The organism is Halolamina pelagica, from assembly GCF_001307315.1.
GTDB lineage: Archaea > Halobacteriota > Halobacteria > Halobacteriales > Haloferacaceae > Halolamina > Halolamina pelagica_B.
The window spans coordinates 182,454-205,252 of record NZ_LGUC01000002.1 but is presented as its reverse complement, the minus strand read 5'-3'; the positions used below and the strand labels follow the sequence as shown (position 1 = coordinate 205,252).

The 22,799-nt window shown below is 66.0% G+C and carries 24 protein-coding genes and 2 pseudogenes; 21 read left to right on the top strand and 5 right to left on the bottom strand.

Translation table 11 applies throughout. From position 1 onward, the window contains the following. Position 1: 1 nt before the first annotated feature. Complete coding sequence (locus tag SY89_RS14670) at positions 2-388, bottom strand: DUF302 domain-containing protein (RefSeq protein WP_054584903.1); 387 nt, start codon at positions 386-388, stop codon at positions 2-4. Between the two features lie 464 nt (positions 389-852). On the opposite strand from SY89_RS14670, the pseudogene SY89_RS14665 reads away from it, so the two are divergent. The 6 genes and pseudogenes from SY89_RS14665 (at position 853) to rdfA (SY89_RS14640) (ending at position 6,081) form a co-directional block, all read left to right on the top strand. Continuing rightward, positions 853-1,718: pseudogene (locus SY89_RS14665) on the top strand (ParA family protein). Continuing rightward, positions 1,715-2,056, top strand: coding sequence for a hypothetical protein (locus tag SY89_RS14660; RefSeq protein WP_054584902.1), 342 nt, complete (start codon positions 1,715-1,717; stop codon positions 2,054-2,056). Before SY89_RS14665 ends, SY89_RS14660 begins: the two are co-directional and overlap by 4 nt. Before the next feature lie 180 nt (positions 2,057-2,236). After that, positions 2,237-2,863 carry a rod-determining factor RdfA gene (gene rdfA, locus SY89_RS14655; RefSeq protein WP_054584901.1) on the top strand — a complete coding sequence of 209 codons (627 nt, stop codon included), beginning with the start codon at positions 2,237-2,239 and terminating at the stop codon, positions 2,861-2,863. A gap of 145 nt (positions 2,864-3,008) precedes the next feature. Further along, the gene (locus tag SY89_RS14650) at positions 3,009-4,886 is read left to right on the top strand and encodes an archaea-specific SMC-related protein (protein ID WP_054584900.1); all 1,878 of its coding nucleotides are present in this window, start codon (positions 3,009-3,011) and stop codon (positions 4,884-4,886) included. 66 nt (positions 4,887-4,952) lie between these two features. Next, on the top strand, positions 4,953-5,450 hold the full coding sequence (locus SY89_RS14645; protein WP_054584899.1) for an Lrp/AsnC family transcriptional regulator: 498 nt from the start codon (positions 4,953-4,955) through the stop codon (positions 5,448-5,450). A 40-nt stretch (positions 5,451-5,490) separates the two neighbouring features. Beyond that, positions 5,491-6,081, top strand: coding sequence for a rod-determining factor RdfA (rdfA, locus tag SY89_RS14640; RefSeq protein WP_054584898.1), 591 nt, complete (start codon positions 5,491-5,493; stop codon positions 6,079-6,081). 288 nt (positions 6,082-6,369) lie between these two features. Here rdfA (SY89_RS14640) and SY89_RS14635 read toward each other — a convergent pair whose 3' ends face one another. Then, positions 6,370-7,542, bottom strand: coding sequence for a dipeptidase (locus SY89_RS14635; RefSeq protein WP_054584897.1), 1,173 nt, complete (start codon positions 7,540-7,542; stop codon positions 6,370-6,372). A 135-nt stretch (positions 7,543-7,677) separates the two neighbouring features. Between SY89_RS14635 and SY89_RS14630 the strand changes: the two genes are divergently transcribed. The 12 genes from SY89_RS14630 (at position 7,678) to SY89_RS14580 (ending at position 17,027) form a co-directional block, all read left to right on the top strand. Further along, complete coding sequence (locus SY89_RS14630; protein WP_054584896.1) at positions 7,678-8,655, top strand: alpha/beta fold hydrolase; 978 nt, start codon at positions 7,678-7,680, stop codon at positions 8,653-8,655. Then, on the top strand, positions 8,652-10,076 hold the full coding sequence (locus tag SY89_RS14625) for a S9 family peptidase (RefSeq protein WP_054584895.1): 1,425 nt from the start codon (positions 8,652-8,654) through the stop codon (positions 10,074-10,076). Before SY89_RS14630 ends, SY89_RS14625 begins: the two co-directional genes overlap by 4 nt. Beyond that, positions 10,010-10,477 (top strand): alpha/beta hydrolase family protein, encoded by a 468-nt coding sequence (locus tag SY89_RS17480; protein WP_239685694.1) that lies wholly within the window; start codon positions 10,010-10,012, stop codon positions 10,475-10,477. The genes SY89_RS14625 and SY89_RS17480 overlap by 67 nt, the downstream gene beginning before the upstream one ends. Positions 10,478-10,857: 380 nt before the next feature. Then, complete coding sequence (locus tag SY89_RS14615) at positions 10,858-11,040, top strand: hypothetical protein (RefSeq protein WP_189319211.1); 183 nt, start codon at positions 10,858-10,860, stop codon at positions 11,038-11,040. Beyond that, positions 11,016-12,416: an ABC transporter substrate-binding protein gene (locus tag SY89_RS14610; protein ID WP_189319210.1), complete on the top strand. Its 1,401-nt coding sequence runs from the start codon at positions 11,016-11,018 to the stop codon at positions 12,414-12,416. The genes SY89_RS14615 and SY89_RS14610 overlap by 25 nt, the downstream gene beginning before the upstream one ends. 14 nt (positions 12,417-12,430) lie before the next feature. Further along, positions 12,431-12,943: an ABC transporter permease family protein gene (locus tag SY89_RS14605; RefSeq protein WP_189319209.1), complete on the top strand. Its 513-nt coding sequence runs from the start codon at positions 12,431-12,433 to the stop codon at positions 12,941-12,943. Continuing rightward, positions 12,856-13,416: an ABC transporter permease gene (locus SY89_RS14600; RefSeq protein WP_080506769.1), complete on the top strand. Its 561-nt coding sequence runs from the start codon at positions 12,856-12,858 to the stop codon at positions 13,414-13,416. The genes SY89_RS14605 and SY89_RS14600 overlap by 88 nt, the downstream gene beginning before the upstream one ends. After that, positions 13,416-14,273, top strand: a complete 858-nt coding sequence (locus tag SY89_RS14595; protein WP_204374477.1) for an ABC transporter permease — start codon at positions 13,416-13,418, stop codon at positions 14,271-14,273. Before SY89_RS14600 ends, SY89_RS14595 begins: the two co-directional genes overlap by 1 nt. After that, entirely contained in the window at positions 14,219-14,368 is a 150-nt protein-coding gene (locus SY89_RS17835) for a hypothetical protein (protein WP_204374476.1), read from the top strand. The genes SY89_RS14595 and SY89_RS17835 overlap by 55 nt, the downstream gene beginning before the upstream one ends. Further along, positions 14,365-14,925: an ATP-binding cassette domain-containing protein gene (locus SY89_RS18815; RefSeq protein ID WP_054584889.1), complete on the top strand. Its 561-nt coding sequence runs from the start codon at positions 14,365-14,367 to the stop codon at positions 14,923-14,925. The genes SY89_RS17835 and SY89_RS18815 overlap by 4 nt, the downstream gene beginning before the upstream one ends. Then, positions 14,874-16,703 (top strand): ABC transporter ATP-binding protein, encoded by a 1,830-nt coding sequence (locus SY89_RS14585; RefSeq protein WP_054584888.1) that lies wholly within the window; start codon positions 14,874-14,876, stop codon positions 16,701-16,703. Before SY89_RS18815 ends, SY89_RS14585 begins: the two co-directional genes overlap by 52 nt. Before the next feature lie 93 nt (positions 16,704-16,796). Continuing rightward, the gene (locus SY89_RS14580) at positions 16,797-17,027 is read left to right on the top strand and encodes a hypothetical protein (RefSeq protein WP_054584887.1); all 231 of its coding nucleotides are present in this window, start codon (positions 16,797-16,799) and stop codon (positions 17,025-17,027) included. A 92-nt stretch (positions 17,028-17,119) separates the two neighbouring features. On the opposite strand, the gene SY89_RS14575 is transcribed toward SY89_RS14580, so the two are convergent. Further along, positions 17,120-18,316: a dipeptidase gene (locus SY89_RS14575; RefSeq protein WP_054584886.1), complete on the bottom strand. Its 1,197-nt coding sequence runs from the start codon at positions 18,314-18,316 to the stop codon at positions 17,120-17,122. 416 nt (positions 18,317-18,732) lie between these two features. On the opposite strand from SY89_RS14575, the pseudogene SY89_RS18810 reads away from it, so the two are divergent. Together SY89_RS18810 and SY89_RS18805 are read left to right on the top strand one after the other, a co-directional pair. Continuing rightward, a pseudogene (locus tag SY89_RS18810) lies at positions 18,733-18,900 on the top strand (helix-turn-helix domain-containing protein); the annotation flags it as partial. Between the two features lie 209 nt (positions 18,901-19,109). Further along, positions 19,110-19,487 (top strand): IclR family transcriptional regulator domain-containing protein, encoded by a 378-nt coding sequence (locus SY89_RS18805; RefSeq protein WP_080506767.1) that lies wholly within the window; start codon positions 19,110-19,112, stop codon positions 19,485-19,487. 318 nt (positions 19,488-19,805) lie between these two features. Here the strand turns inward: SY89_RS18805 and SY89_RS14565 are convergent, their stop codons facing one another. Both SY89_RS14565 and SY89_RS18800 read right to left on the bottom strand, forming a co-directional pair. Further along, on the bottom strand, positions 19,806-21,122 hold the full coding sequence (locus tag SY89_RS14565; protein WP_239685693.1) for a M28 family metallopeptidase: 1,317 nt from the start codon (positions 21,120-21,122) through the stop codon (positions 19,806-19,808). After that, positions 21,092-21,583, bottom strand: coding sequence for a hypothetical protein (locus tag SY89_RS18800; RefSeq protein WP_239685692.1), 492 nt, complete (start codon positions 21,581-21,583; stop codon positions 21,092-21,094). Before SY89_RS18800 ends, SY89_RS14565 begins: the two co-directional genes overlap by 31 nt. A 104-nt stretch (positions 21,584-21,687) precedes the next feature. Between SY89_RS18800 and SY89_RS14560 the strand changes: the two genes are divergently transcribed. Next, positions 21,688-22,785, top strand: a complete 1,098-nt coding sequence (locus SY89_RS14560; protein WP_054584885.1) for a mandelate racemase/muconate lactonizing enzyme family protein — start codon at positions 21,688-21,690, stop codon at positions 22,783-22,785. Positions 22,786-22,799: the final 14 nt, after the last annotated feature.

The following is a 22,799-nucleotide window of genomic DNA, read 5'->3' as shown; positions in this document are numbered from 1 at the left end:
GTTACAGTGAGTCGAGCACGCGCTCGAACCGTTCACTGACCTCGACGCCGATCGACTCGAGGTCGTCGTTCTCGGTTACGTCGAGGAGTTGCTCCGGATCGACGGCACTCACGACGACGCCCCCGTCGTCTTCCTCGTAGACGACGACGTTGCAGGGGAGAAGGGCGCCGAGTTCGACCTCCGTGCCGAGTCCCTCGAACGCCAGCCCGGGGTTGCACGCTCCGAGGATGCGGTACTGGCGGAACTCCTCGTCGAGCTTCTCGGCGAAGGTCGCCTGAACGTCGATATCACAGAGGACACCGAACCCTTCGTCACCGAGCGCCTCGATCGTTCGATCCACTACGTCGTCGAACGCACCGTCGACGTGCCGTTGTCGGGTATACTCCATGCGGGATCGTTTCGTCGGGGAACGGATTACTGTTTCGCGCGTACGGTGGTCGACAACCCGTCGTCGCCCAGCAACCGACCCGGTGGGGCGCCGGTGTCCCCGCGCCGTCCTGGCGGGTGGAGTGACACCGCCAGCCACTGCAACTGAGGTACCCAAGCAAGCTACCTTAGCTAAGGTAGCTAAGGCAACTTAGCCACCTACGGTAACTGAGGCCGTAACTACCGCGATAGCGTCGGTCGTAGGTAGATTCAAGGCAACCCGTACGAACGTTGTAGACAAGATGGGGCAACAGTCGGCGGAGTAGGTACCGTACCTACCTCAGGTGCCTTAGCTGCCTTAGCCAAACGGCGTCGGTCGGCAGGTGCCAACGCTGTCGCTGGGGCAAGGCTGCCCCGGACCGGGGCAGCTACCGCAGGTGCCTGAGCCACGGACGGTGCCGTCGCTGCCTCATCCACAAGCCAACCATGAGTGATCCAGCACCACGGGCGGTCAGCGTCGGCGTACTGAAGGGGGGTTCGGGAAGACCACGACCGCGATCAACACCGCGCGCGAACTCGCCCACCGGAACGGCAGCGCGCTCGTCGTCGACCTCGACGACAACGGGCACATGACCCGCCAACTCGGCTTCGAGGACGCGTTCGCCAGCGACACGAACCACACCCAGCGCGTGCTCGTCGACGGCGGCGATCCGACGGAGTACACCGAAACGGTCGTCGACGGGCTCGACCTGTTCCCGGCACATACCGAGTTGGAGTCCGTCGAGAACGAACTCCGGAACGCAACGATGGGCAGCGCTCGACTCCGAAAGCACCTCGTCGACCCGCTGCTCGGCGAGGAGTACGAGTACATCGTCGTCGACTGCCCGGCGAACCGCGGCAAGCTCAACGACAACGCCATGTACGCAACCCAGAACATCATCATCCCGCTCAAACCCGAGAGCGGCTACGAATCGGGGCTCTCGAACACGATCCAGCGACTGGTCGAGGAGGCCCGCGAGTACTTCGAACTCGACATCCTCGCCGTGACGCCGACGGCGCTGAACGGCCGCATCGACCAGGACACCCGCGATCGCGGGCTGCTCGAACAGCTCAACTCCCTCGACATCGCCGACGACATCGTCCCCTCGTACGCGCGGATCACCGAGGCGGACTGGGAGGCCATCGACGCCGGCGAGTACGAGGGCGACCTGCCGGGGATCCGGTTCCGCGGCGCCATCGACGCCGCGCACGACGCCGGGCTGCCGGTCCGAGACTACGACGAGAGCTGCGACCAACTCGAGAACTACGCCGAACTGGCTCAGATCGTCGAGCAGGGAGGGATCGACCGATGACGGGGTTCGACGACCTCAACGAGGCGGGGAAAGAGCAGGCCGCTGCCGACGAACAGGAGCCCGGCGAGGAGGAGACACCGGATTCGGCGGAGTCGGCCGACAAAGGGCGCCAAGAGCCTGCGTTCCCGTTCGACGAGTCGGTACAGGCCCAGATCTACCCACGCCAGTCGACGCACGAAGCGTTCGAGGATTTCCTCGACATCGACGTGAAGCGCCACCTACGGGACCGGGATATCCGCAACGAGACGGGCCGAGAGCTCCACGAAGCCGTGCTGCAGGTCGCGATGGACCATCCCGAAGAGATCGCCGAGGCGCTCGCTGCGAACCGTCGAGAGTAGCGCGGCCGGGAGGCTGTTTGCGGGCGGCGTTCTGTATCGCGTTATAAGGTTTACAACTGTGGTCGACTGGTGGCAGCGGCCTCGATCCGACGCCGGGCTCCCCCGCCTCACGTAACAGACGTACTGGCGTTATTTCTTGGGACCCACAAACATATATCGGCGGGAGCACAGCGTCCGAAAGTGAGCGATTCGGCATCGACGAACGGCCGACGAGGGAAGGTAGCGAGGCTGATCGAGGAGCACAGCCTCGAGGGAGTCGGAGACCGCCTCGAGCGGCGTTGGACCGCGGACGGCGACGAGCGGCTGAGCCTGCGCGACCTCGCTGGGGTGTTCAACCGGGAACTCCTGCGCGCCGCGATGAGCGAGGCGGGCATGCAGCCACTCGATGGGGACGTCGAGAACGTGTATCGGCTTCTGACCGACGAGGAGGTCAGCGGCGCCGACCAAACCCGTACCGAACGCCGACTCGACCGGGAGGGCGTCGACGTCGACCAGATCCGCCAGGAGTTCGTCACGTACCAGGCGATCCGGACCTACCTCAAACAGCACCGGGGCGCCTCCTACGACCCGGAGACGGGCGATCAGGTCGAATCGGGAAAGGAGCACATCCAGCGGCTCCGCGGCCGGGTCCGGACGGTCACCGACAGCAAGCTGTCGCAGTTGCGCCAGACCGACGAGATCGAGCTCGGTTCGTTCCGCACGCTCGTCCAGGTCAACGTGCTCTGTGAGGACTGTGGCACCCAGTACGACGTGGAGACGCTACTGGACAAGGGCGGCTGTGACTGCGGCGACTCGGAGAGGCCGTAGTTCTCCGGGATCGTCCCGTCGGGCGATCTGCGGGCGATGCTGGCGACGCCGACAAGTTTATACGATTTTCCCCTGACTAGCTGGCTATGCAGCGACAACAGGCCTCAGCTCCGAGGACGACTGTCCACGCCCGAAACATCGGGGGATTCAGGAGACGGAGGTCACCTTCGACCCCGGCGTGACGATCTTTGTCGGCCGAAACGCGACCAACCGGACCTCGTTTCTCAAGGCTGTGATGGCCGGCCTCGGCAGCGAGAACGTCGCGATGAAGGGCGACGCCGACGAGGCCGAGGTCACGATCGATCTCGGCGAGGAGACGTACACGCGGACGTTCTCCCGGCGGTCGGAGGGAGTCGACCGGGCCGGCGAGCCGTACCTCGACGATCCCGGGGTCGCGGACCTGTTCGCGTTCTTGCTCGAGTCGAACGAGGCCCGGCGGGCGGTCGCGACCAGCGCCGACCTGCGGGAGCTCATCATGCGCCCCGTCGACACCGAGGAGATCCAGGCCGAGATCGATCGCCTCCAGGACCGGCGTGAGTCGCTCGACGCCGAACTCGACGCCATCGACGACCGGAAAGGGGAGCTTCGCGAACTCGAAACCCGCCGCGAGACGCTCAAAGCGGAGATCGAGTCGACCAAAGCCGACCTGGAGGAGACGGAGGCCGCACTCGACGCCGCCGACGCCGACCTCGAGACGCGCCGTGAGGAGCAGTCCGAACTCGAGAACCGACTCGAGGAGCTCCGGGAGAAGCGCGCCGCCCTCGACGACGTCCGGTACGAGCTCGAAACCGAGCAAGAGAGCCTCGACGAACTCCGGAAGGAGCGCCGAGAGTGTGAGGACGCGCTGGACGAACTCGACGACGACGCGGACGCCGACGCCACGGCGATCGACAGTCGGCTCCGGGAGCTTCGGGAACGGAAGGGCGAACTCGAGACGCAGGTCGACGAGCTCCAGAGCGTCATCCGGTTCAACGAGGAGCTGCTCGAGGACGACGGGCCGACCTCGCCAGTCGCCGCGGGCGGCGACGACGGCGCCGTCACGGACCAGCTCGTCGACGACGCCGTCACCTGCTGGACCTGTGGCACGGCGGTCGACCCGGAGCAGATCGAGTCGACCGTCGCGCAGTTGCGCGAGCGCAGTCAGTCGACGGTCGGTGAGGTCGACCGCCTGGAGCGGGAGATCGAGGAGCTTCGCGCCGAGAAACGCGAGATCGAACAGCGCAACGAGGAGCGCGAACGGACCGAAAGCCGGCTGGCCGAACTCGACGGCGAGATCGAGCGGACCGAGGCCGCCGTCGACGACCTGCGGGACCGTCGCGAAGCGTTGACCGACGAGATCGAGCAGGTCGAAGCCGCCGTCGAGGAGCTGGAGGACGAGGCGCACGAGGAGATGCTGGACCTCCACAAGACGGCGAACGAACTGGAGTACGAACTCGGCCGGCTGGAGGGCGATCTCGAGGGCGTCGAGGCCGACATCGCCGAGGCCGAGGCCCACATCGGCGAGGAGAGCGACGTGGCGGCGGAACTGAACGACGTGAACGAGCAGATCGAACAGCTCCGGACCCGAATCGAGCGCATCGAACGGAACGCGGTCGAGGCGTTCAACGAACACATGGACTCGATCCTCGACCGGCTCGACTACGAGAACCTCGACCGGATCTGGATCGAGCGCGTCGAGCGCGAGGTTCGGAAGGGCCGCCGGACCGTGAGCGAGCGCGCGCTCGAACTCCACGTCGTCCGCACGACGGAGTCCGGCGCGGCCTACGAGGACACCGTTGCGCATCTCTCCGAGAGCGAGCGTGAGGTGACGGGGCTGGTGTTCGCGCTCGCGGGCTATCTCGTCCACGAGGTGTACGAGACGGTGCCGTTCATGATTCTGGACTCGCTCGAGGCGATCGACTCCGCGCGGATCGCGGCGCTCGTCGACTACTTCGCGGAGTACAGTCAGTACGTGCTCGTCGCGCTGCTCCCGGAGGACGCTGCGGCGCTCGACGACGCGTACGATCGGGTCACGGAGATCTGACGATCTCGCGGTTGGGGCGTCGCCGGCCGGCGGTACCATTAACAGCCCGGCCCCGACAGGATGGGTATGAGCGAATCGCCGTTCGCCGCGTTCGACGCGATCGACACCCAGATCCTGGTGATCCTCTCGGAGGATCCCCGGATGTCCTACCAGACGCTCTCGCGGCGGCTTTCGGAGGAAGGCTACGAGATGAGCGCCGAAGGGGTGCGCCGCCGCGTGACCGACCTGATGGCGGCGACGACGCCGTTTTTCCTGCTCAACCCCGAACAGCTCGCCTGGGAGATCGTCCGCATCTCCGTGCGGGCGACGGACGGCCCGGGCGACAAGGACGAGGCGTTCGAGCGCATCGCCGAGTTACCGTTCTGGCACGTCACCAAGGGGATCGGCACGTACGACATCTACGGCGTCGGGATGGCGCCGACGATCGCCGACGTCGAGGAAATGGTCGCCGAGATCCGGGGGTACGACTGCGTCGCGCAGATCGACTTCATCGTCGTGACCGACCGCCGAAGCGATCTCGAGGACTACTACCGACAGGAGCTGCGGGAGACCGACGACGCCTGAGGCCGGAGCTATTTCTGCCTCCGGCCGGTAGTCGGGCGCAATGAGCGATCACGGCTGTAAGGTGTGTCGGGTGCTCGACGACCGGGGGCTCGGACGGCTCGACGACGAACTCGTCGGGCGCTGGCACGGCGAGTCGGGCGAACGGATGGGCTACCGCCGGCTCGCAGACTGGCTGAACGCCACGTTGCTGCGCCGCGAAATGGAGCGTGCCGGCGTCGCGACCGGCGGCGGCGAGGCCCGCTCTCGGTACGACCGGCTGACGGGCGACGACGAGGCCACCGCCGCCGCGGTCACCGATCTGCTCCGCCGGGAGGGCGTCGCCGTCGACGCGCTGCGCGACGATTTCGTCTCTTACAGCGTCGTTCGGACGCATCTCCGGGACTGTTTGGACGAGGAACGCGAGCCCGCTCCGCCCGCGGAGTGGGAAGCCGACCGCCTCGAACAGCTAGCGACGTACACGGCCGCGGAAGCCAGCGACGCGGTCCGCTCGCTCGTCAACAAGGGCGAACTCGAGGCGGGTGGCGACATCGAACCCGAGGTCACCATCCGCGTCAGTTGCAGCGACTGCGGCGCCGCCGTGCCGATCGACGACGCGCTGGCGGCTGGCGCGTTCTGTGACTGCCCGGAGTGACTGTGCCACCGGATGACACAATTCCCGCGTCGGGATTTGGGATAGCCGATCATTCGAGGTCCTGGTACAACGGGTATGGGTGTTTTTACTAGCGGTTAATCGGTGAATAACTATTGAGTTCAAAAGAATGTCGCGCGAATTATCCAGTAGTGATCGACGGGGATTTGTCCCGAAAACGGCCTCGTGTCGGGTGGTCACGGCAGTCGTCGACGCAGGGAGACAGCGACGAAGTCAGCAAAAACAGCGCCAAATACCGCCGGAAAGCGAGCGATACCGAACTGGCGGGCGTTACCAGACCTGTTCGAGCACGCGGAGCACGTTCCCGCCGAGCACTTTTCGGATCTCCTCGTCGCTGTAGCCGTTGGCGACCAGCCAGCGCGGGATGTTCTGCCACGCCTCCGTGGGGTTCTCCAGGCCGTCGACGTACTCGCTCTCGAGCGTGGATTCGGGGAGTTCCATCCCGTGGAACTCCGAGAGCGTGCGCAGGAGTTCGGTGTGGTCGCCGTACAGCACGTCCGGCCCGAACGCCACGTGGTCGATGCCGATCAGGTCGACGACGTACTCGAAGTGCTCCATGTACGTCTCGATGTCGGGCAGATGCGTCGAGGAGAGCAGGCCGACGACGCCGCCCGTGTCGGCGATGGCCTCGAACACCTCGTCGGAGGTGCCGCGGGCGCCCATGCCAGCGCCCTTCGCCAGCGCGTGGGTGTCGAACACGGGCTGGTCGCTCACCTCGCACACGTCGAGTGAGGTCTGCGGGCTGGCGTGGCTGACCGAGACCGCCATCCCCACGTCGTTCATGCGCTCGACGGCGCGGGCGCCGAACCCGGTGAGGCCGCCGTCACGCTCGCGGATGTCGCCGCCACCGGTGCCCAGCGCGTTCGAGGTGTTGTAGGTGATCCCCATCGAGCGCACGCCCATGCCGTACAGCTGCTCGATGCGGTCGAGTTCGTTCTCGATCATCGCCGCCGACTCGACACACTGGACGACGGCGATCTGCCCGTTCTCCCGGGCGCGGTGGATGTCGTCGACGCTCCGGCACTGGAACGCGTACTCCGAGTGTGCGAGATCGCAGGCCCGCATGCTGACTTCGTGGGTGATGTCGTCCCACTTCCAGCCGTGCAGCGAGTGGACCGAGGAGAGCCCGTCCAACTGCATGTCGAAAACGGCGTCCAGCGGCGTCTCCGCGAGGAACTCGTAGGCGGTGTGGATCCGCCCCTCGCGGATGTAGTCGAACAGGTCCTCGTCGATGTCCGCAGGGAACTGGAACGCGTGCTCGTGCAGCGAGAGCACGGTGTCCTCGGTGAGTTCGGCCAGGCGTTCCTCCTCCTCGTCGGTGAGTTCGAGCGTCCGGGGCTCGAAGCCCGCGGTTTTCGAGGTGAGGTCGAAGTGGCGGTAGTCCTCGTCGGCCTCGAGGTAGTCGTACGGGTCGTAGCCGTCGTACTGCTTGTCTGCGCCCATAGTTCCCACAGGTGACGGAGCGCTACTTAGCCGTTTGGGTCGTCACACCGCCACACGGCGCGCGGCGGCCCTATCGCGGTAAGTGTGACCTGTACACAAGCTATTTGCCGGGCCGCCCGAGTGGGTATGCCGAGGATGTACGCAGAGATCAACGGGGCCGACCTCTACTACGAGGTCCACGGTCCAGAGGATGCGCCGGCCATCGTGTCGCTGCACGGCGGGCCGGGCATCAGTGACCACCAGAAAGGCAAGGAAGCCTTCGAAGCGCTCACCGACAACTACCGCCTAGTCGTGTACGATCACCGCGGCTGCGGCCAATCGAGTCTGACCGAGCCCTACTCGAACGAACAGTACGCGAAGGACTGCGAGGGACTGATCCAGCATCTCGGGCTGGATGAGGTGGTGCTCGTCGGCGGCTCCTACGGCGGCTTCATCACCCAGGAGTACGCCACCCGCTTCGGCGAGAAGGACCACTTCAAAGGGTTCGTCCTGCGGGACACCACGGCCTCCCACGCCTACGAGGACAACTCCGTGGAGAACGCCCGCGAGACCTGGGACGCGATGAAGGCTCGGAACTTCGACCTGCCCGACATCACCTGGGAGGAGTTCATGACCGTGATGGACGGCAACGTCGAGTCCGACGCGGAGTTCGAACGCATTTGGCTGGGGATGCTGCCGCTGTACGCGCCGACTCTCGACGAGTTCGACGTGGAGTCGGCCAAGGAGGCGACCGCCGAGCGCGACTTCCACCACGAAACCCACAACGAGATGTTCACCAACGCCTACCCCAACATGGACTACACCGACGACCTGCCGGACGTGGACGTGCCCGCGCTGGTCACTGTGGGCCGCCACGACTGGATCACGCCACCGGAGGCAAGTGTCGAGATCGCCGACTTGGTGCCGGACTCCCGGTTGGTGATATTCGAGAGTAGCGGCCACTCGCCGAACTTCGACCAGGCCGACCAGTACCTCGCCAGAGTCAGGGAGTTCTTCGACGAGATCGGGTACGGCGAACCCTACGCGGATCGGGAGGCCGAAGCTGTGACCGACGGCGGTGGCGCGCGGGCGGACGGTGACAGCGGATCGGCCGATTGGGGTGAGCGCCGATGACGGAGACGAGCGATCCGGACGTGATGAACCTCGCCGACGCCCTCTCGGTGACGTGGCGCCCGGGCGAGCCGCGACGACTCACCTACGTCGAGCGCGAACGCGGCGCCGATGCGGTCTACGACTACCGGTTCGACATCGACGCCTCCGAGCGCGTGGCCGCGTTCGACGAACGCATCTCCGGGCGCTGGGGGCAGGTGGACTGGTGCCCGGCGGGCCGGCACCTGCTCTACACCCGCGACGGCGACGTTCGCGTCTACGACACCGAGACCGGCGAGGAGTCGACACCGGCGCCGAGCGACGCGTTCGACAACGCGCCGCGGTTCTCGCCGGACGGCGAGCGCATCGCGTTCATTTCGAGCCGCGGCGACGCCGGCAACGACATCTGGGTGGTCGACAGGGACGGAAGCAACCTCGAACAGGTCACCGAGGGCGCGAACCCCCACGACGACAAGCGCTGGGAGCCGTCGTGGTCGCCGGAGGGTGACCGGATCGCCTACGTTGGCGCCGCCGACTGGCAGGGCCGTGACTGGGCCGACGAGGCCCACGTCGTCCACGTGGGGACCGGCGAGGTCGACCGGCTCACTCGCGGCCTGAGCGTCACGTCAGTGCCGTCGTGGTCGCCCTCGGGCGACCGCGTCGCGTTCTTCGCAAAGGAGGTCGCGGAACCGTGGTACCGCCACTCCGAGGACATCCACGTCCACGACCTCCGGAAAGGGAGCCGGGAGATCTACCCGGTCGAGGCATCCCACCAGTACAACGTCCAACAGCCGGTGTGGGACGGCGACGACCGCTTGTTCTTCCCGACCCGCGAGCGTGGGGAGCAACAGATCGAGGCGATGCTGCTCCACGACGAGAGCGACGCGCGGGGGATCCCGACCCGGGTGACGGTTCACGACGGCGTGTTCGGTGCCGGGCCGATCGCGCTCTCGCCGGACGGCGAGTACCTCGGCTTCTCGTACGCCGAAGCGGATCGCCCGCCCCACCCGCGGGCGATCCCCACTGCGGGCGGCCACGAGCAGCAGCTCCGCGACCCCGAGGTGCCCGACGGCGTCGTCGTCCCCGAGAACGTTACCTACGAGAGCTTCGACGGGCAGTACGTCAACGGCTACCTCTACAAGCCGGAGAGCGTTACCGAGGACGATCCGGCGCCGGCGCTGGTACAGGTCCACGGCGGGGGCCACTTCCAGTACGGCGACGGCTGGCATCCGATCGAGCAGTATCTGGCGGCCCATGGCTACGTCGTGTTCGCAATCGACTTCCGCGGGTCGGGCGGCTACGGCCGCGCGTTCCAGGAACTCTCGATGGGGACTGGCACGGCGGGCAGGTCGACGACGCCCGCGAGGCCGCTCGGTTCGTGCGGTCGCTGCCGTACACCACGGACGGTGTCGGTATCTACGGCGGGTCGTGGGGTGGCTTCATGACGCTGATGAGCGTCACTCGCTACCCCGACGTCTGGGACGCAGCCGTGGAGTGGTACGGCGTCTCGAACCAGTTCACCGACTACGAAGAGGTCGACCGCGTCGGCCGCCTGCTCACCGAGCGAGACATGGGCGGCACCCCGGAGGAGGAGGAAGAACTCTACCGCGCCGCCAGCGCGGCGTTTGCCCTCGACGACGTCGAAACGCCGCTCCGCGTCCTCCACGGCGCCGAGGACGAACGGGTCCCGATCAACCAAGCCGAAGCGCTGATCGACGAACTCGACGACGGCCCCGTTCCCTTCGACGCCACCATCTACGAGAACGAGGGGCACGGCTTCCGCGACGAAGCCAACCGGCGTGACGCAGTCGAGCGGACGCGGTCGTGGTTCGACGATCATCTCTGAAAGGCGGGAGTATTTCTTTTTCGACAGTTTCGAGCGCGGCCCTATGCTAACACTTATCCCTCGGGGCTCGTTCGCGTGGGATAGAGCAACATGCCAGAAGACAGCCCAGAGTTCGAGCAGTTGGTAGACCGTCGGTCGGTCCTCCGGTACGGCGTCATCGGCGGCACGGTGGCGCTCGCCGGTTGTACCGGCGGCGACGGCACGGAGACGGCCACCGGCTCGGCGACTGACAGTCCGACCGGCACCGCGGAGGGACCCCGCTCTCGACCGATGAGGACGTCCAACGCGGGGGGAAGCCGATCGTCGGCCTCGGCGCGGAGCCACAGGCGTTCAACCCGCTCGTCACCTCCGACGCCGACGCGTGGGCGATCATGGACCGTATGTATCCGTACCCGACGGTACGCGACCCCGCCGACGTGGAGAACACCCACCCCTACGTGTTCAACGATTGGTCGTTCGATCCCGATTCGCTCACCGGTGAGGTGACGCTGACCGAGGGGTTCCAGTGGTCCGACGGCGAGCCGCTGGACGCCGAGGGGTGGCGTGGTGGTTCCAGTACCTGATGGACCAGTCCGGCCACCGCTACGAGTCGAACACGAACCAGCTCGCGAGCATCGAGGCCACCGGCGACTACTCCTTGGAGTTCGAACTCGAGAGTAGCACGGCTGCGGTGTTCACGCCCGAGACCGGGGTGTTCGCAGTCCCCCTCCTGCCGGCACACGTCTGGCAGGAGGTCGACGACTACACCCAGTACTCGCCGGACGAACTCATCGGCGCACATGGGTTCGAGTGGTCGGACTCAAACCCCGGGAACTGGTACGAACTCACCGCCAACCCCGACCTGCTCCCCGACGAGATTCACGAGGGGCCGTTCATCGAAAACCTCCGGTTCCGCGTGTTCGGCGACATGACGACGCTGATCCAGGAGCTCCAGCGGGGCAACGTCGACTTGACGTACAGCTCCATCACGCCGAACCGTGCGTTCCAGCTCCAGGACACTGACTCGGTCAAGGTGTGGAACTCACGGGCGCGTGGCTACAACTACATCGCCCACAACATGCGCCGGGTCCCCTTCGACGACAAGCCGTTCCGCCAGAGCCTCGGGTTCATCTACCCGTACAACTACTTGCAGAGCCAGCTCCGGCGCGGCCTGACCGAGACCGGCGACTACGTCGCCGCGAAGGTGTACGAGCCGTGGCGTCCCGACAGCTTCGACCAGCCGATGGACCACGGCCCCTACAAGACTGACGACGGCGAGCTCGACGTGGAGCAGGCTCGTGAGTTCCTGCGCAACGCCGACGGCGACCACGAGTACACGTTCGGCCCGGTCGAGTCCGACGTGGTCACCGGCGATCAGGAGATCCGCGTCGACGGCGAACTGCTCACCGAGGCCCACACGAACAACGATGGTGAGGCCGGCCAGGGCCCGATCAGCCTCGTGATTACGCCACCCAGCACCGCGCCGGTCGAGGCGCAGGCGGGCGCCAGATTCGTCGAGAACCTCAACGAGGTGGGGATTCCCGCGGAGACCCAGCCGGTGGCCGAGGGGTCCCAGAACTCCCTCATCTGGGTGCAGGAAGACTTCGACATGTGGTCTTCGGGCTGGATCTGGATGCCCAAGCCCCACATGTACATGGGGTTCTGGCTCACGAGCGGCAGCGTCGACGCCGACTCGTCGAGCGACGAGGTCAACCTCAACCCGATGGGGTACACCAACGCCGACGACCTGATCTCGAAGGTGCAAACCACCTTCGAGCCCGACGCCCAGAAGGCGGCCACCAAGGAGGCGCTGGCCCGGGTGTACGAGGACCAGCCGGTGCTCGTGACGGAGTACCCCAACCGGCTCCACGCCTCCTCGAACGCGTTCGAGGGGTGGGTGAAGGTACCGGGTGGCATCACGCAGAACCCGTGGACCTACCTCAACGTCCGCGAAGCCTAACCCCCTCCACCGTCATGGTTCGAATAACCGGTCGATATCTCCTCCGCCGAGTGGCGATCAGCGTCGTCACGATCTACGTGCTCGCGAGCCTGCTGTTCGTCTTGATGCACGCGATGCCGGGCAGCCCGATCGACGCACTCGTGGGGCCGGGGATGACGAGCGAACAGATCGAGAACATCAAGCAACGGTTCGGCCTCAACCAACCCCTCTGGCGGCAGTACATCGAGTTCATCACCACCGTGACGCTGTTCGACTTCGGCTACTCTGTCCAGACGCTAGAGCCGGTTCGCGATCGACTGCTCGACCGGTTCGTGCCGACGCTGGTGCTGTTCGCGCCGGCGTTCATGCTCCAGTACTCGATGGGGACGATCATCGGGACCTTCCTGGGCTGGAAACGCGGCACGAAGACCGATCTCGGGGGTTCACGACGGGGCTGTTCATGTACTCCATTCCCTTCTTCTGGCTGGGGTGGATCCTCGTGGGCGTGTTCTCCTACGAACTGGGGCTGTTCCCCAGCGGGTCGATGATGCCGGCGTTCACCAGCAGCTTCGGCTGGGCCGGGGCGGTGACCAACCTCCTCTGGCACATGACCCTACCGGTGCTCTCGCTGGCGTTGGTCGGGTGGGCCGGCCCGATGCTGATCATGCGGACGACGATGCAGGACGTTGTCGACGCCGACTACGTCGACTTCGCCCGCGCTCAGGGGTACGACGAGCCGACGGTGATGACCCGGTTTGGGGCTCGGAACGCGCTCATCCCGGTCGTCACGCAGGGCATCATCGGCATCGCGTTCATGATCGACGGCTCGGTCATCGTCGAGACGGTGTTCTCCTGGCCGGGCATCGGCCAGCTCCTGGTCAACGCCATCTTCGCGAAGGACTTGCCGACCGCGCTCGCCGCGTTCTACACGCTCGGCGTGTTGATCGTGGTGCTCAGACTGATCACGGACGTGGTGTACACCATGATCGACCCGCGGATCGAGTTCGGGGGTGAGGCCTGATGGCCACCGAGACCAAAGAGGTCGAGGCGGACACCGGCAGCGCGGTTCGCGAACGGCTCTACCCGTTCGTCGTCGGCGCCCGTCGGACCTGGAAGCAGTTCACCCAGTCCAAACTGGGTGTGATGGGGCTGTTCATCATCGCGGCGATCTCCTTCATCGCGGTGTTCGCCCCGTACATCGCCCCGCACCCGCTGGAGTGGCAAGCCTTCGGCAACAACCCCACGTTCCAGCAGGCGAGCCAGCTCCCCCACCCGCCGGCGTTCGGTGACCCGTTCTTCGCGCCGCTGGGGACCGACCACCTCGGCCACGGGATCCTGACCCAGCTGATCTACGGCTCCCGGACGGCACTGTTCATCGGGCTGGCCGCGGGGATCCTCTCCTCGCTGGTCGGGGTGCCGCTGGGAGTGATCAGCGGCTACTACAGTAACACGTGGGTCGACGAAGGGATCCAGCGGGTCGTCGACGTGATGTACGGCCTGCCGTTCCTGCCGCTGGTGATCGTGCTGGTGTTCATCAACGGCGTCACGACGACGAACATCATCCTCGGCATCGTCGCGAAGTCGTGGCTGAACAACGCCATCGTCGTCCGCGGGCAGGTGCTCTCGCTGTCGAAGCGCCCGTTCGTGGAGGCTGCGGAGGCCAGCGGCGCGAGTGACTTCCGGATCATGTGGCGACACATCCTGCCCAACGTCCTGCCGCTGGGGTTCATCTACCTCGCACAGGACGCCGCGTTCGCCATCCTGATCCAGGCAAGCCTCGCGTTCCTCGGCCTCGCGGACTTCACGCAGGTGTCCTGGGGACGATGCTCCAGTGGATTCAGGTACAGGGGTACATCTACACGGCGCCGTGGTGGCTGATCCCGCCGGGAATCATGATCGCCCTGCTGGCGGCGTCGTTCTACTTCATCGGCTACAGCCTCGAAGACGTCATGAAACCCGGATCGAACCAATGAGCAGCACGACCACACCGACCACGACCGACGAGTCGCGCGGGACGGTCCTCGAGGTAGAGGACCTCTCAGTCACGTACCGCATGGAGGACAAACAGGACGTTCACGCCGTCCAGAACGTGAGCTTCTCGATCGAGGCCGGCAGCACGTTCGGCCTCGTCGGGGAGTCCGGCTGTGGGAAGACCACCGCGGCCCGCGCGCTCATCGGCTTGCTCGACGACAACGGCGAAGTGACGGGCGGGAGCGTCCGGAAGGACGGGCGCGACCTCACGGCGGTGAGCGACGAGGAACTGCGGGCCACGCGCTGGAACGAGATCGCGACCATCCCGCAGAACGTGATGAACTCGCTCAACCCCGTCGAGACCGTCGGCTCCCAGATCCTCGACGTGATCCAACTCCACACGGACCGCAGCCGGGAGGAGGCCCGTGACCACGCCGAGGACCTGTTCGAGCAGGTGGGGCTCACGCCCGACCGGATGGCGGACTACCCCCACGAGTTCTCCGGGGGATGCTCCAGCGGGCGGTCATCGCGATGGCGATGTCGTGTGACCCGGACCTGATCATCGCCGACGAACCCACGACCGCGCTCGACGTGGTCGTGCAGGACGAAATCCTCGCCGAACTGGAGACGCTCCAGCGCGAGATGGGGGTCTCGATCCTCGTCATCAGCCACGACATCGGCGTGATGGCCGAGACCTGTGACGACGTTGGCGTGATGTACGCCGGCGAGCTGATGGAGGTCGGGAGCGCCGAGGACGTGTTCGGCAACCCATCGAACCCCTACACGCTGGGACTGGCGAACTCGTTCCCGGACATCACCGATCCGGACCGCGAACTCGTGGACATCCCCGGCACCGCACCGGAACTGACGGGCGAACACCAGGGGTGCCCGTTCGTTGAGCGCTGCCCGTTCGCCACCGAGGAGTGCGAGCAGTACCGCCCGGAGCTGGCGTCCGCACCCGGGGCAGCCGACCACCGCTCGCGGTGTCACTTCGTCGACGAGGTCGACCGCCTCCGAGAGGAGGCCGCCGACCCCGAGACGTGGGGTGGCGCCGCCGGGGGTGACGCCGACGACGCGGAGCCCGGCGAGCGATCGGTGCTCGCGGCCGAGGGCGTTCGGAAGTACTTCGACGCCGAGAGCGGGCTGCTCGACTCGATCCTCGGCCGCGAGCCGACGCCGGTGAAAGCCGTCGACGGCGTCTCCTTCGACGTGAAGGAAGGCGAGATCTTCGGCATCGTCGGCGAATCGGGGTGTGGGAAGTCGACGCTGGGCCGGACGCTGCTCAACCTCCACCCGGCGACGGAGGGGACAATCTCGTTGGACGGCGACGCCATCGGCGACATCCCCAACGAGGAGTTCCGCCGCGCGGCCCAGATGATCTTCCAGGACCCGTTCGAGAGCCTGAACCCGCGGATGACGATTCAGCAGACGGTTACGGAGCCGCTGGCGCTGCTGAACCGCGACCTGAGCTACTCGGAGCGGACCGCCGTCGCCGAGCAGACGCTCGCGGAAGTGGGGCTCTCGCCGCCGGAAGAGTACCTGACGCGGTTCCCGGACCAGCTCAGCGGCGGCGAGCGCCAACGCGTCTCGATCGCGCGGGCGCTGGTCGTCGATCCGAGCTTCTTGCTCGCCGACGAGCCGGTCTCGATGCTCGACGTGAGCATCCGGGCGAGCGTCCTCAACATCCTCCGGCGACTCCGGCGCGACGAGGGGCTGACGCTGTCCATCATCAGCCACGACCTGAGCCTGATCCGGAACGTCAGCGACCGGACCGCCGTGATGTACCTCGGCGAGTTCGTCGAAGTCGGCGACACCGACCGACTGGTCGAGGATCCGAAACACCCCTACACAGCGGCGCTCGTCGACTCGGTCCCAGTGCCGGATCCGACGGTCGAACGCACGCCGGTGGACATCAGTGGCGAGCCGCCATCGCCGCGGGACCCGCCGTCCGGCTGTCGGTTCCACACCCGCTGTCCGGCGGTTATCCCGCCGGAGGAGTTCGAGTTCGCGGACGGTCGCTTCCGCCAACTGATGGACCTCCGGCAGGCCCTAAACGACGGCTCGGTCCGGGTCGACCGCGCGCGGAAACAGGCCGCGGACCCGGACGATCCCGAGTCGGTCGCCGCCGCCATCAAGCAGCGTCGGTTCGACGGCGCGTTCGTCGACCCCGACGCCGAGTCGGTCGTCGACGACGCGCTCCTCGCGTTGGCCAACGGTGACGACGACGAGGCGGCCCAGCGACTCGCCGACGCGTTCACGACGCCGTGTGAGCGTGACAGCCCGGAGCTGGTCGAGCTGGCGGACGGTCGGCAGGTCGCCTGTCACCTGTACGACTGAGGTGGCTCGACCGGCAGCCAAACCGCTGGACGGTTCCAGTTTGGCCGGCTCGCGGCGACACCGTTATGTGGTACCGCAACACGTGACTATCCAATGGCTGAAAGCGCAAACCCCGTGAGTCGACTGATCGCTGCCGGTGGACAGACGCTGTTCATGCTGACGCTGAGCGTCGCCGCAGTGCTGGCGGCGGTCGGGCTCTCACTCGTGGTTTTCGGCGCGTTCTCGGACCTCGTCGCGACGACGACGGACCGAGTGATGGTAGTCGGGATCGGCGCCGTCCTGATGAGCCTGGCCAGCGGCCTCGGGTACTCGGCGCTGAACTGAGGGATCGACCGCCGTCCGGAGTTGGGTCCAGTTGCGCCGGCCCGCAGCGGATTCAGTTGGGCGGGCCCAAGAGCCCGAGTCGGGCGTTCGCCTTACCAGACCGTTTCGAGCACCCGCAGCGTGTTCCCGCCGGTGACCTTGCGGATCTCCTCGTCAGTGTAGCCCTCGCGGACGAGCCACCGGACGATGTTGTGCCACGCTTCAGTGGGGTTCTCCATTCCCTCGACGTAGTCGAACTCGATATCCTGCCAGTCAGGGTACTTGTCGTAGTTCTTCCCCATGTACTTGTGGAGGCCGACGTGGTCGCCGTAGAGCGTGTCGGGACCGAACGACACGTGGTCGATGCCGACGAGGTCTTTGACGTACTCGAAGTGGTCCATCACGGACTCGATGGTGTGTTTCGGGTGGTCGGGCGAGGCGACGTTGTGCGGCGCCGATTGGATTCCGATGACGCCGCCGGTGTCCGCGACGGCCTCGAGCACCTCGTCGGCGTCGAGGCGAGTGATGTCGAGGAGTGCTCGCGCGCCGTTGTGTGAGAGCATCACCGGGTCGTCACTCGCTTCGCAGGTATCGAGGGTTGTCTGCCTGCTGGCGTGGCTCGGGTCGATCAGGATCCCGAGTTTGTTCATTCGCTCGACGGCGTCCTCGCCGAAACTGGTGAGGCCGCCGTCGCTGTCCTCGTCGTTGATACCGGTGCCCAGTGCGTTCGACTCGCTGTAGGTGATGCCGAGTGCGCGGACGCCGAGCCCGTAGAGGACGTCGAGCCTGTCGAGTTCGTTCTCGATCATCATGCAGCCCTCGATGCTCGGTACGATCGCGACCTGCCCGTTCTCGTGGGCCTGCCGGATGTCGTCGACGTCCCCGGCTCGAGTCACGAACTCCTGTTTGGCGATGTCGGCGGCCCTGATCCCCAGGTCGTGGACGACCTCGGAGAACTTCCACCCGTTTTTCGAGTGCATCCGGAGCACACCGTCGAGATGCCAGTCGAACACCGCGTCGAGGTTCGACGCCGCCAGCGCGTCGTAGGCGGTCATCGCCCGCCCCTGCCGGCAGTAGTCGTCGATCTCCTCGATGTTCTTGGGGAAGTAGAACGCGTGTTCGTGGAGCGAGATGATCGTCTCGGCCGCGGATAGTCGGTCTGCCCGCGCCGCCGCTTGCTCCCCGAGCGGGATCTCGTACGGGTCGTCGAAGTAGTGCGGGCCACGCTGGGTCTCGAACTGGTCGTAGTCCTCGCCAGCATCGAGATAGTCGAACGGCTCGTACCCCTGGTACTGCTTATCAGTCCCCATGGGTAGAGCTACCACTAAACCGGCATAGTTCTTTCGAGCGAACGCGTGAGGCCACAGTGGGTCTGTACGCACTACCGGGGCGGTCGAACGGCGACGGTTCGGAGCACCTGTTGCTGATGACCTCGTGGCCCGCAGCTAGCCCTGACAACGGCGGCACACGGTCGGGTACGGGTCCGAGATTGCCTTGAGCAGCCGACGCTGCGTGTGAGGGAACTCTTAGCGGGCCCACATCGGCGACTTCGGTTGCTCAAGCGGTCGATCACTCGTGGGAGCTGTGATCACTCGTACGCTGGACTCGGCCAGTGGCCGAAATGTAGGTGTTTCGTTATTTCGGGGGCGAAAATCCGGATGGACGGGAATTCTGTTCCATCCAGCGGAAAACTTAACCCCGACCCTTGCGAACGTGATGCACATACATGGCAAATAGTTCGAGCTCGTTGAAGTCAGTCGAGCGATCCTTTCGGATCCTCGAGTTCGTTCGAGACAACGAGCCAGTGTCCCTGACAACGGTCTCTGACGCGCTCGAGTTGTCAAAAAGCACGATCCACCGGCACCTCTCGACGCTGGTGTCGGCGGGCTACCTGATCCGGGAGGACGGCCAGTACCGCGTCTCCTTCGAGTTTCTCAGCTACGCGAACCAGATCCACTTGCGGGATCCGTCCTACCCGAAGATCAAGCGAAAGGTCCGTGAGCTCGCCGACGAGTCCGAGGAGCTCGTCCAGTTCACGACGAACGAGGAGCGCCGGCTCGTCTACCTGTTCAAAGAGACCGGGCGCAACGGGCTGCTCTCCCAATCGGACGCACGGACGTTCCGGCCGTTGCACTCGACCGCCGGGGGAAGGCCATCCTCTCGACGTGGCCACGCGAGAAAGTCGAGGCGTACATCGACCAGAACGGCCTCGAAGCGATCACCGAGCAGACGATCACCAGTCCCGACACGCTCTTCGAGCGGCTCGAGCAAGTCCGGGAACGAGGCTACGCGACCAACAAGGAGGAGACCGTCGAGGGGCTGGGAGCGGTTTCGGTTCCGGTCCAGGACCAGGACGACAACGTGATCGGGGCACTCGGCATCTCGGGCCCGATCAACCGTGTCGTCAACGACGACGGCGAGTACTCCCAACTGCTTCTGGACGCGAAGAAGGAGCTCGAACTCACGATTCGACTGCTGTAAGAGTGTGTTAATTATTGCCATAGTGAACCCGCGTTCCGGTACGAGAGATATTTCCGCTCGGTCACGAACGAACGGAGAATCTATCACAAGCGTACGGTTGTTATCTTGATTCAGTATTTCCCGCACAACAGAACTCTCATTTCGAAGAATGGGATGTGTTATTAGTTAACATGCATTTTCGGGAGGAATTACCCTACACCCGAGGTCAGAATACGCGTTCCGTCAGCAGAAAGCGGGGGCGGCTCAGTACCGCCCGGCAGACTGTTCCGTTCTCCGGGACAAATATCTACTCAGGCGGTCGTCGACCGCCTGTCGCCGTCAGTTCGGGAGCCGATCCCGGGCCGTTCGGAGTTCGTGGACCGTCTCGTTCTGGGCTCGCTTCAGTTGGACCTGGAGGAAGCGCGCGTCGTCGCCGTCGATGTGGGCGAAGTCGCGGGCCGGATCGTACCGCGGGACGGGGTTGCGGCTCGTCGCGGGGTCCTGCTCGAACTGCCCGTCCTCGACGAGGTAGAGCCGCGTCAGGGTTCGCGAGAGCGCCGTGATCGCCCGGTTCGCGGTCTCGGGGTCGATCTCGCCGGCCTCCGCCCGCTCCCGGAACGACGCGATCTCGTCACGAAGCGCCCGGAGCTCCTCGAGGGTCGGGCCGAAGTCGAACTGGTCGCCCGCGGCGTCGTCGTACTCCTCGACCTGGTCGATCAGCCGGTCCGCGTACCGGGTGTGATCGAACGGCAGCAGCTCCGCGTTCAACACGCGCAGGATGCTGACCGCGTAGATGCGGATGTCCCGCAGGAGTTCGTCCTTCCCGGCCTTGTCGAGCGTGTCCGTCGAGACGTGCCAGGCGTCGGAGTTGCCGCCACAGCCGCCGACAGGGTGGTAGCCGCGCTCGTCGCGGATCTCCTTCGGGATGTTCGAGCCGAGCATGAAGAACCCGGTCACGCCGATGTTGTCGAAGGAGTAGTCGCCCGCCCGGGGCGGGAACTGCTCCGCCGACGGGATGCCGGCCACGTCGTCGATGGCGTCGGTCACGAGCCCGTGGGCCTCCGGGGTCCAGCAGGACATGTCGGTGTACTCCGCGGAGTCCTTCGCGCCGGGGCTGTCCATGTTGACCTGGGCGACACAGCGCTCGGCGATCTCCAGGGCGTGCTCGTCAGTGTACCACGTCGACCCGGCGTAGCGGCCGGTCGAGTGCGCGGGCCACCAGCAGATCCGGATGTCGCGTTGCAGGTCGTCGCTGTGTGCCTCGAGGACGCGGGCGAGTTCCAGCATCCCCGCGTCGCCGGTGGCGTTGTCGGTGATCCCCACGTACCAGGAGTCGTAGTGGCCGTGCAGCAGCAGGAAGTCGTCGTTGTCGGGGTCGGCCTCGCCCTCGATCCGGGCTTCGACGATGGGGCACTCCATCCACTCGGTGGTGAGGTCCGTCGAGAGTTCGAGTTCGAGCCCTTCGTCGCTCTCGGCCCACTCCCGGAGGATCTCGCCGTCGTGTTTGGTGACGTTCGCGATCGGTACGTCAGGGACCCGTTCTTTCTCGTCGTACGGCGGCGCGCCGCCCCAGACGGGCGTGGCGATGCCGTCGTGTGGCTCCCGGCGGTGTTCGTGGATCGCGATCACGCCGCCGGCGCCTTTCTCCTCCAGCACCGTCGTGGCGCCGATCGAGAAGCTCCCCCCGTCGACGAGGGCGATCCGCCCTCGAGGTCGTCCAGATCCGCGAACGGCTCGCGGGGGCCGGCCTCCCCGTCGTCGACGAGGTCGCTGCTCGCCGTCCCGACGTACTCGACGTCCGCCTGGACCGTCGTCGACGCCGAGAAGCCGACGGTTTTGACGATGCCTGGCTCGAACGTCTTGTTGATCGTCCGGATCGTCGCGTCGTGTGGCTGGCTGATGTACAGCTCGGGGTCGTAGCGGTTGTAGTCGACGCCGAAGCTCTCCAGCCGGTCGGTCAGATACGCCGCAGCCGCTCGTTCGTCCTCGGAGCCGGAGAGGCGTTCGAGTTCGGAGAACTCCTCGAGGAGACTCCAGGGCTCCTCGATCGATATCTCGTCGACGATCCGCTGCTCCACGTCGCTCAGCGCGCTCCTGTCAGTGATTGCCTCGCTCATACGGGTGTGTGTTGCGAACCGAACTATTTGAATACTCGTATGGGGGTAACTATCACGGCGGGACCGCCGGAACGCTTAATTGGGTCGTTCGCAGTGATGTTCCCATGATAACGAGTGTCGAGGTCGTGAGTCGTGAGATTCCCTACGCCGACGCGTTCCCCACGTCGTACGACGACCAGAGCCCGACCCAGCACGTGTTCGTCCGGATCCGGACCGACGACGCGACGGGCTACGGCGAGGGGTCGGCGCTGAAGTGGTTCACGGGCGACACCGCCGACACGATGGCGGCGATCGTTCGCTCGGAGTTCGTCCCCGCTATCGAGGGCAAGCCCGTCGGCGAGGCGCTCGGTGACTGCCGGGAGCTTGCGAACCGGCTCCCGGGCAACCCCGGCGCGAGCGCTGCCGTGGAGATGGCGCTGCTCGACCTCCGCGCCAAGCAGATCGGCGTCCCGGTCCGGGACCTGCTCGGCCAACCCAGGCGGGAGTCGATCCCGTTGGCGTTCGCCTCGGGCGCGCTCCCGGCGGAGACGGTGGCCTCGAACGCCGTCGACGCCTTCGATGCGGGGTTCCGGACGTTCAAAATCAAGGTCACCCCTGACCTCGAGAGCTCGGCGGCGCGGATCAACGCCGTCACCCGGGAGCTGGCGGCGCGTGCCGATCCCGACGAGGTGTTCGTCCGTGCCGACGCGAACACCGGCTGGGAGTCCTACGAGCGGGCCACCAGCGCGATCGACCGAATCGACCGCCAGGCGTTCATCGAGTACTACGAACAGCCCGTCGCGGCCGACGCGGTGGGCGACCTTCGATCGCTGCGAACCAGCCGCGGCGTCCCCGTGTTCGCCGACGAGGCGGTCCACGGCGTCGACGAGGTACGCGAACTCACTCGCGAGCCAGCGGCAGTCTCGGGGGTCTGTGCGAAGCTGGCCAAAGCTGGCTCGCTGGGCGAGATCGTCCGCATGGGCGAGCTGGCGGCCGACGCCGGCCTGCCGGTGACGCTTGTCAGCGCGTTCGAGAGCTCTCTCGGCGTCGCAGCGAACCTCCACATCGCGTCAGTGCTGCCGACGCTGTCGTCGGCGGCGGAGTTGGGCGCCAACCTCATCGCAGAAGATCCGGTCGATCGGTCGATCGAGCGGGCGGCCGACACGCCGGTGCCGGAGGGGCCGGGGCTGGGCGTCGAACTCGACGACGCCCTGTTCGATTGAAATTAGGTCGGTGG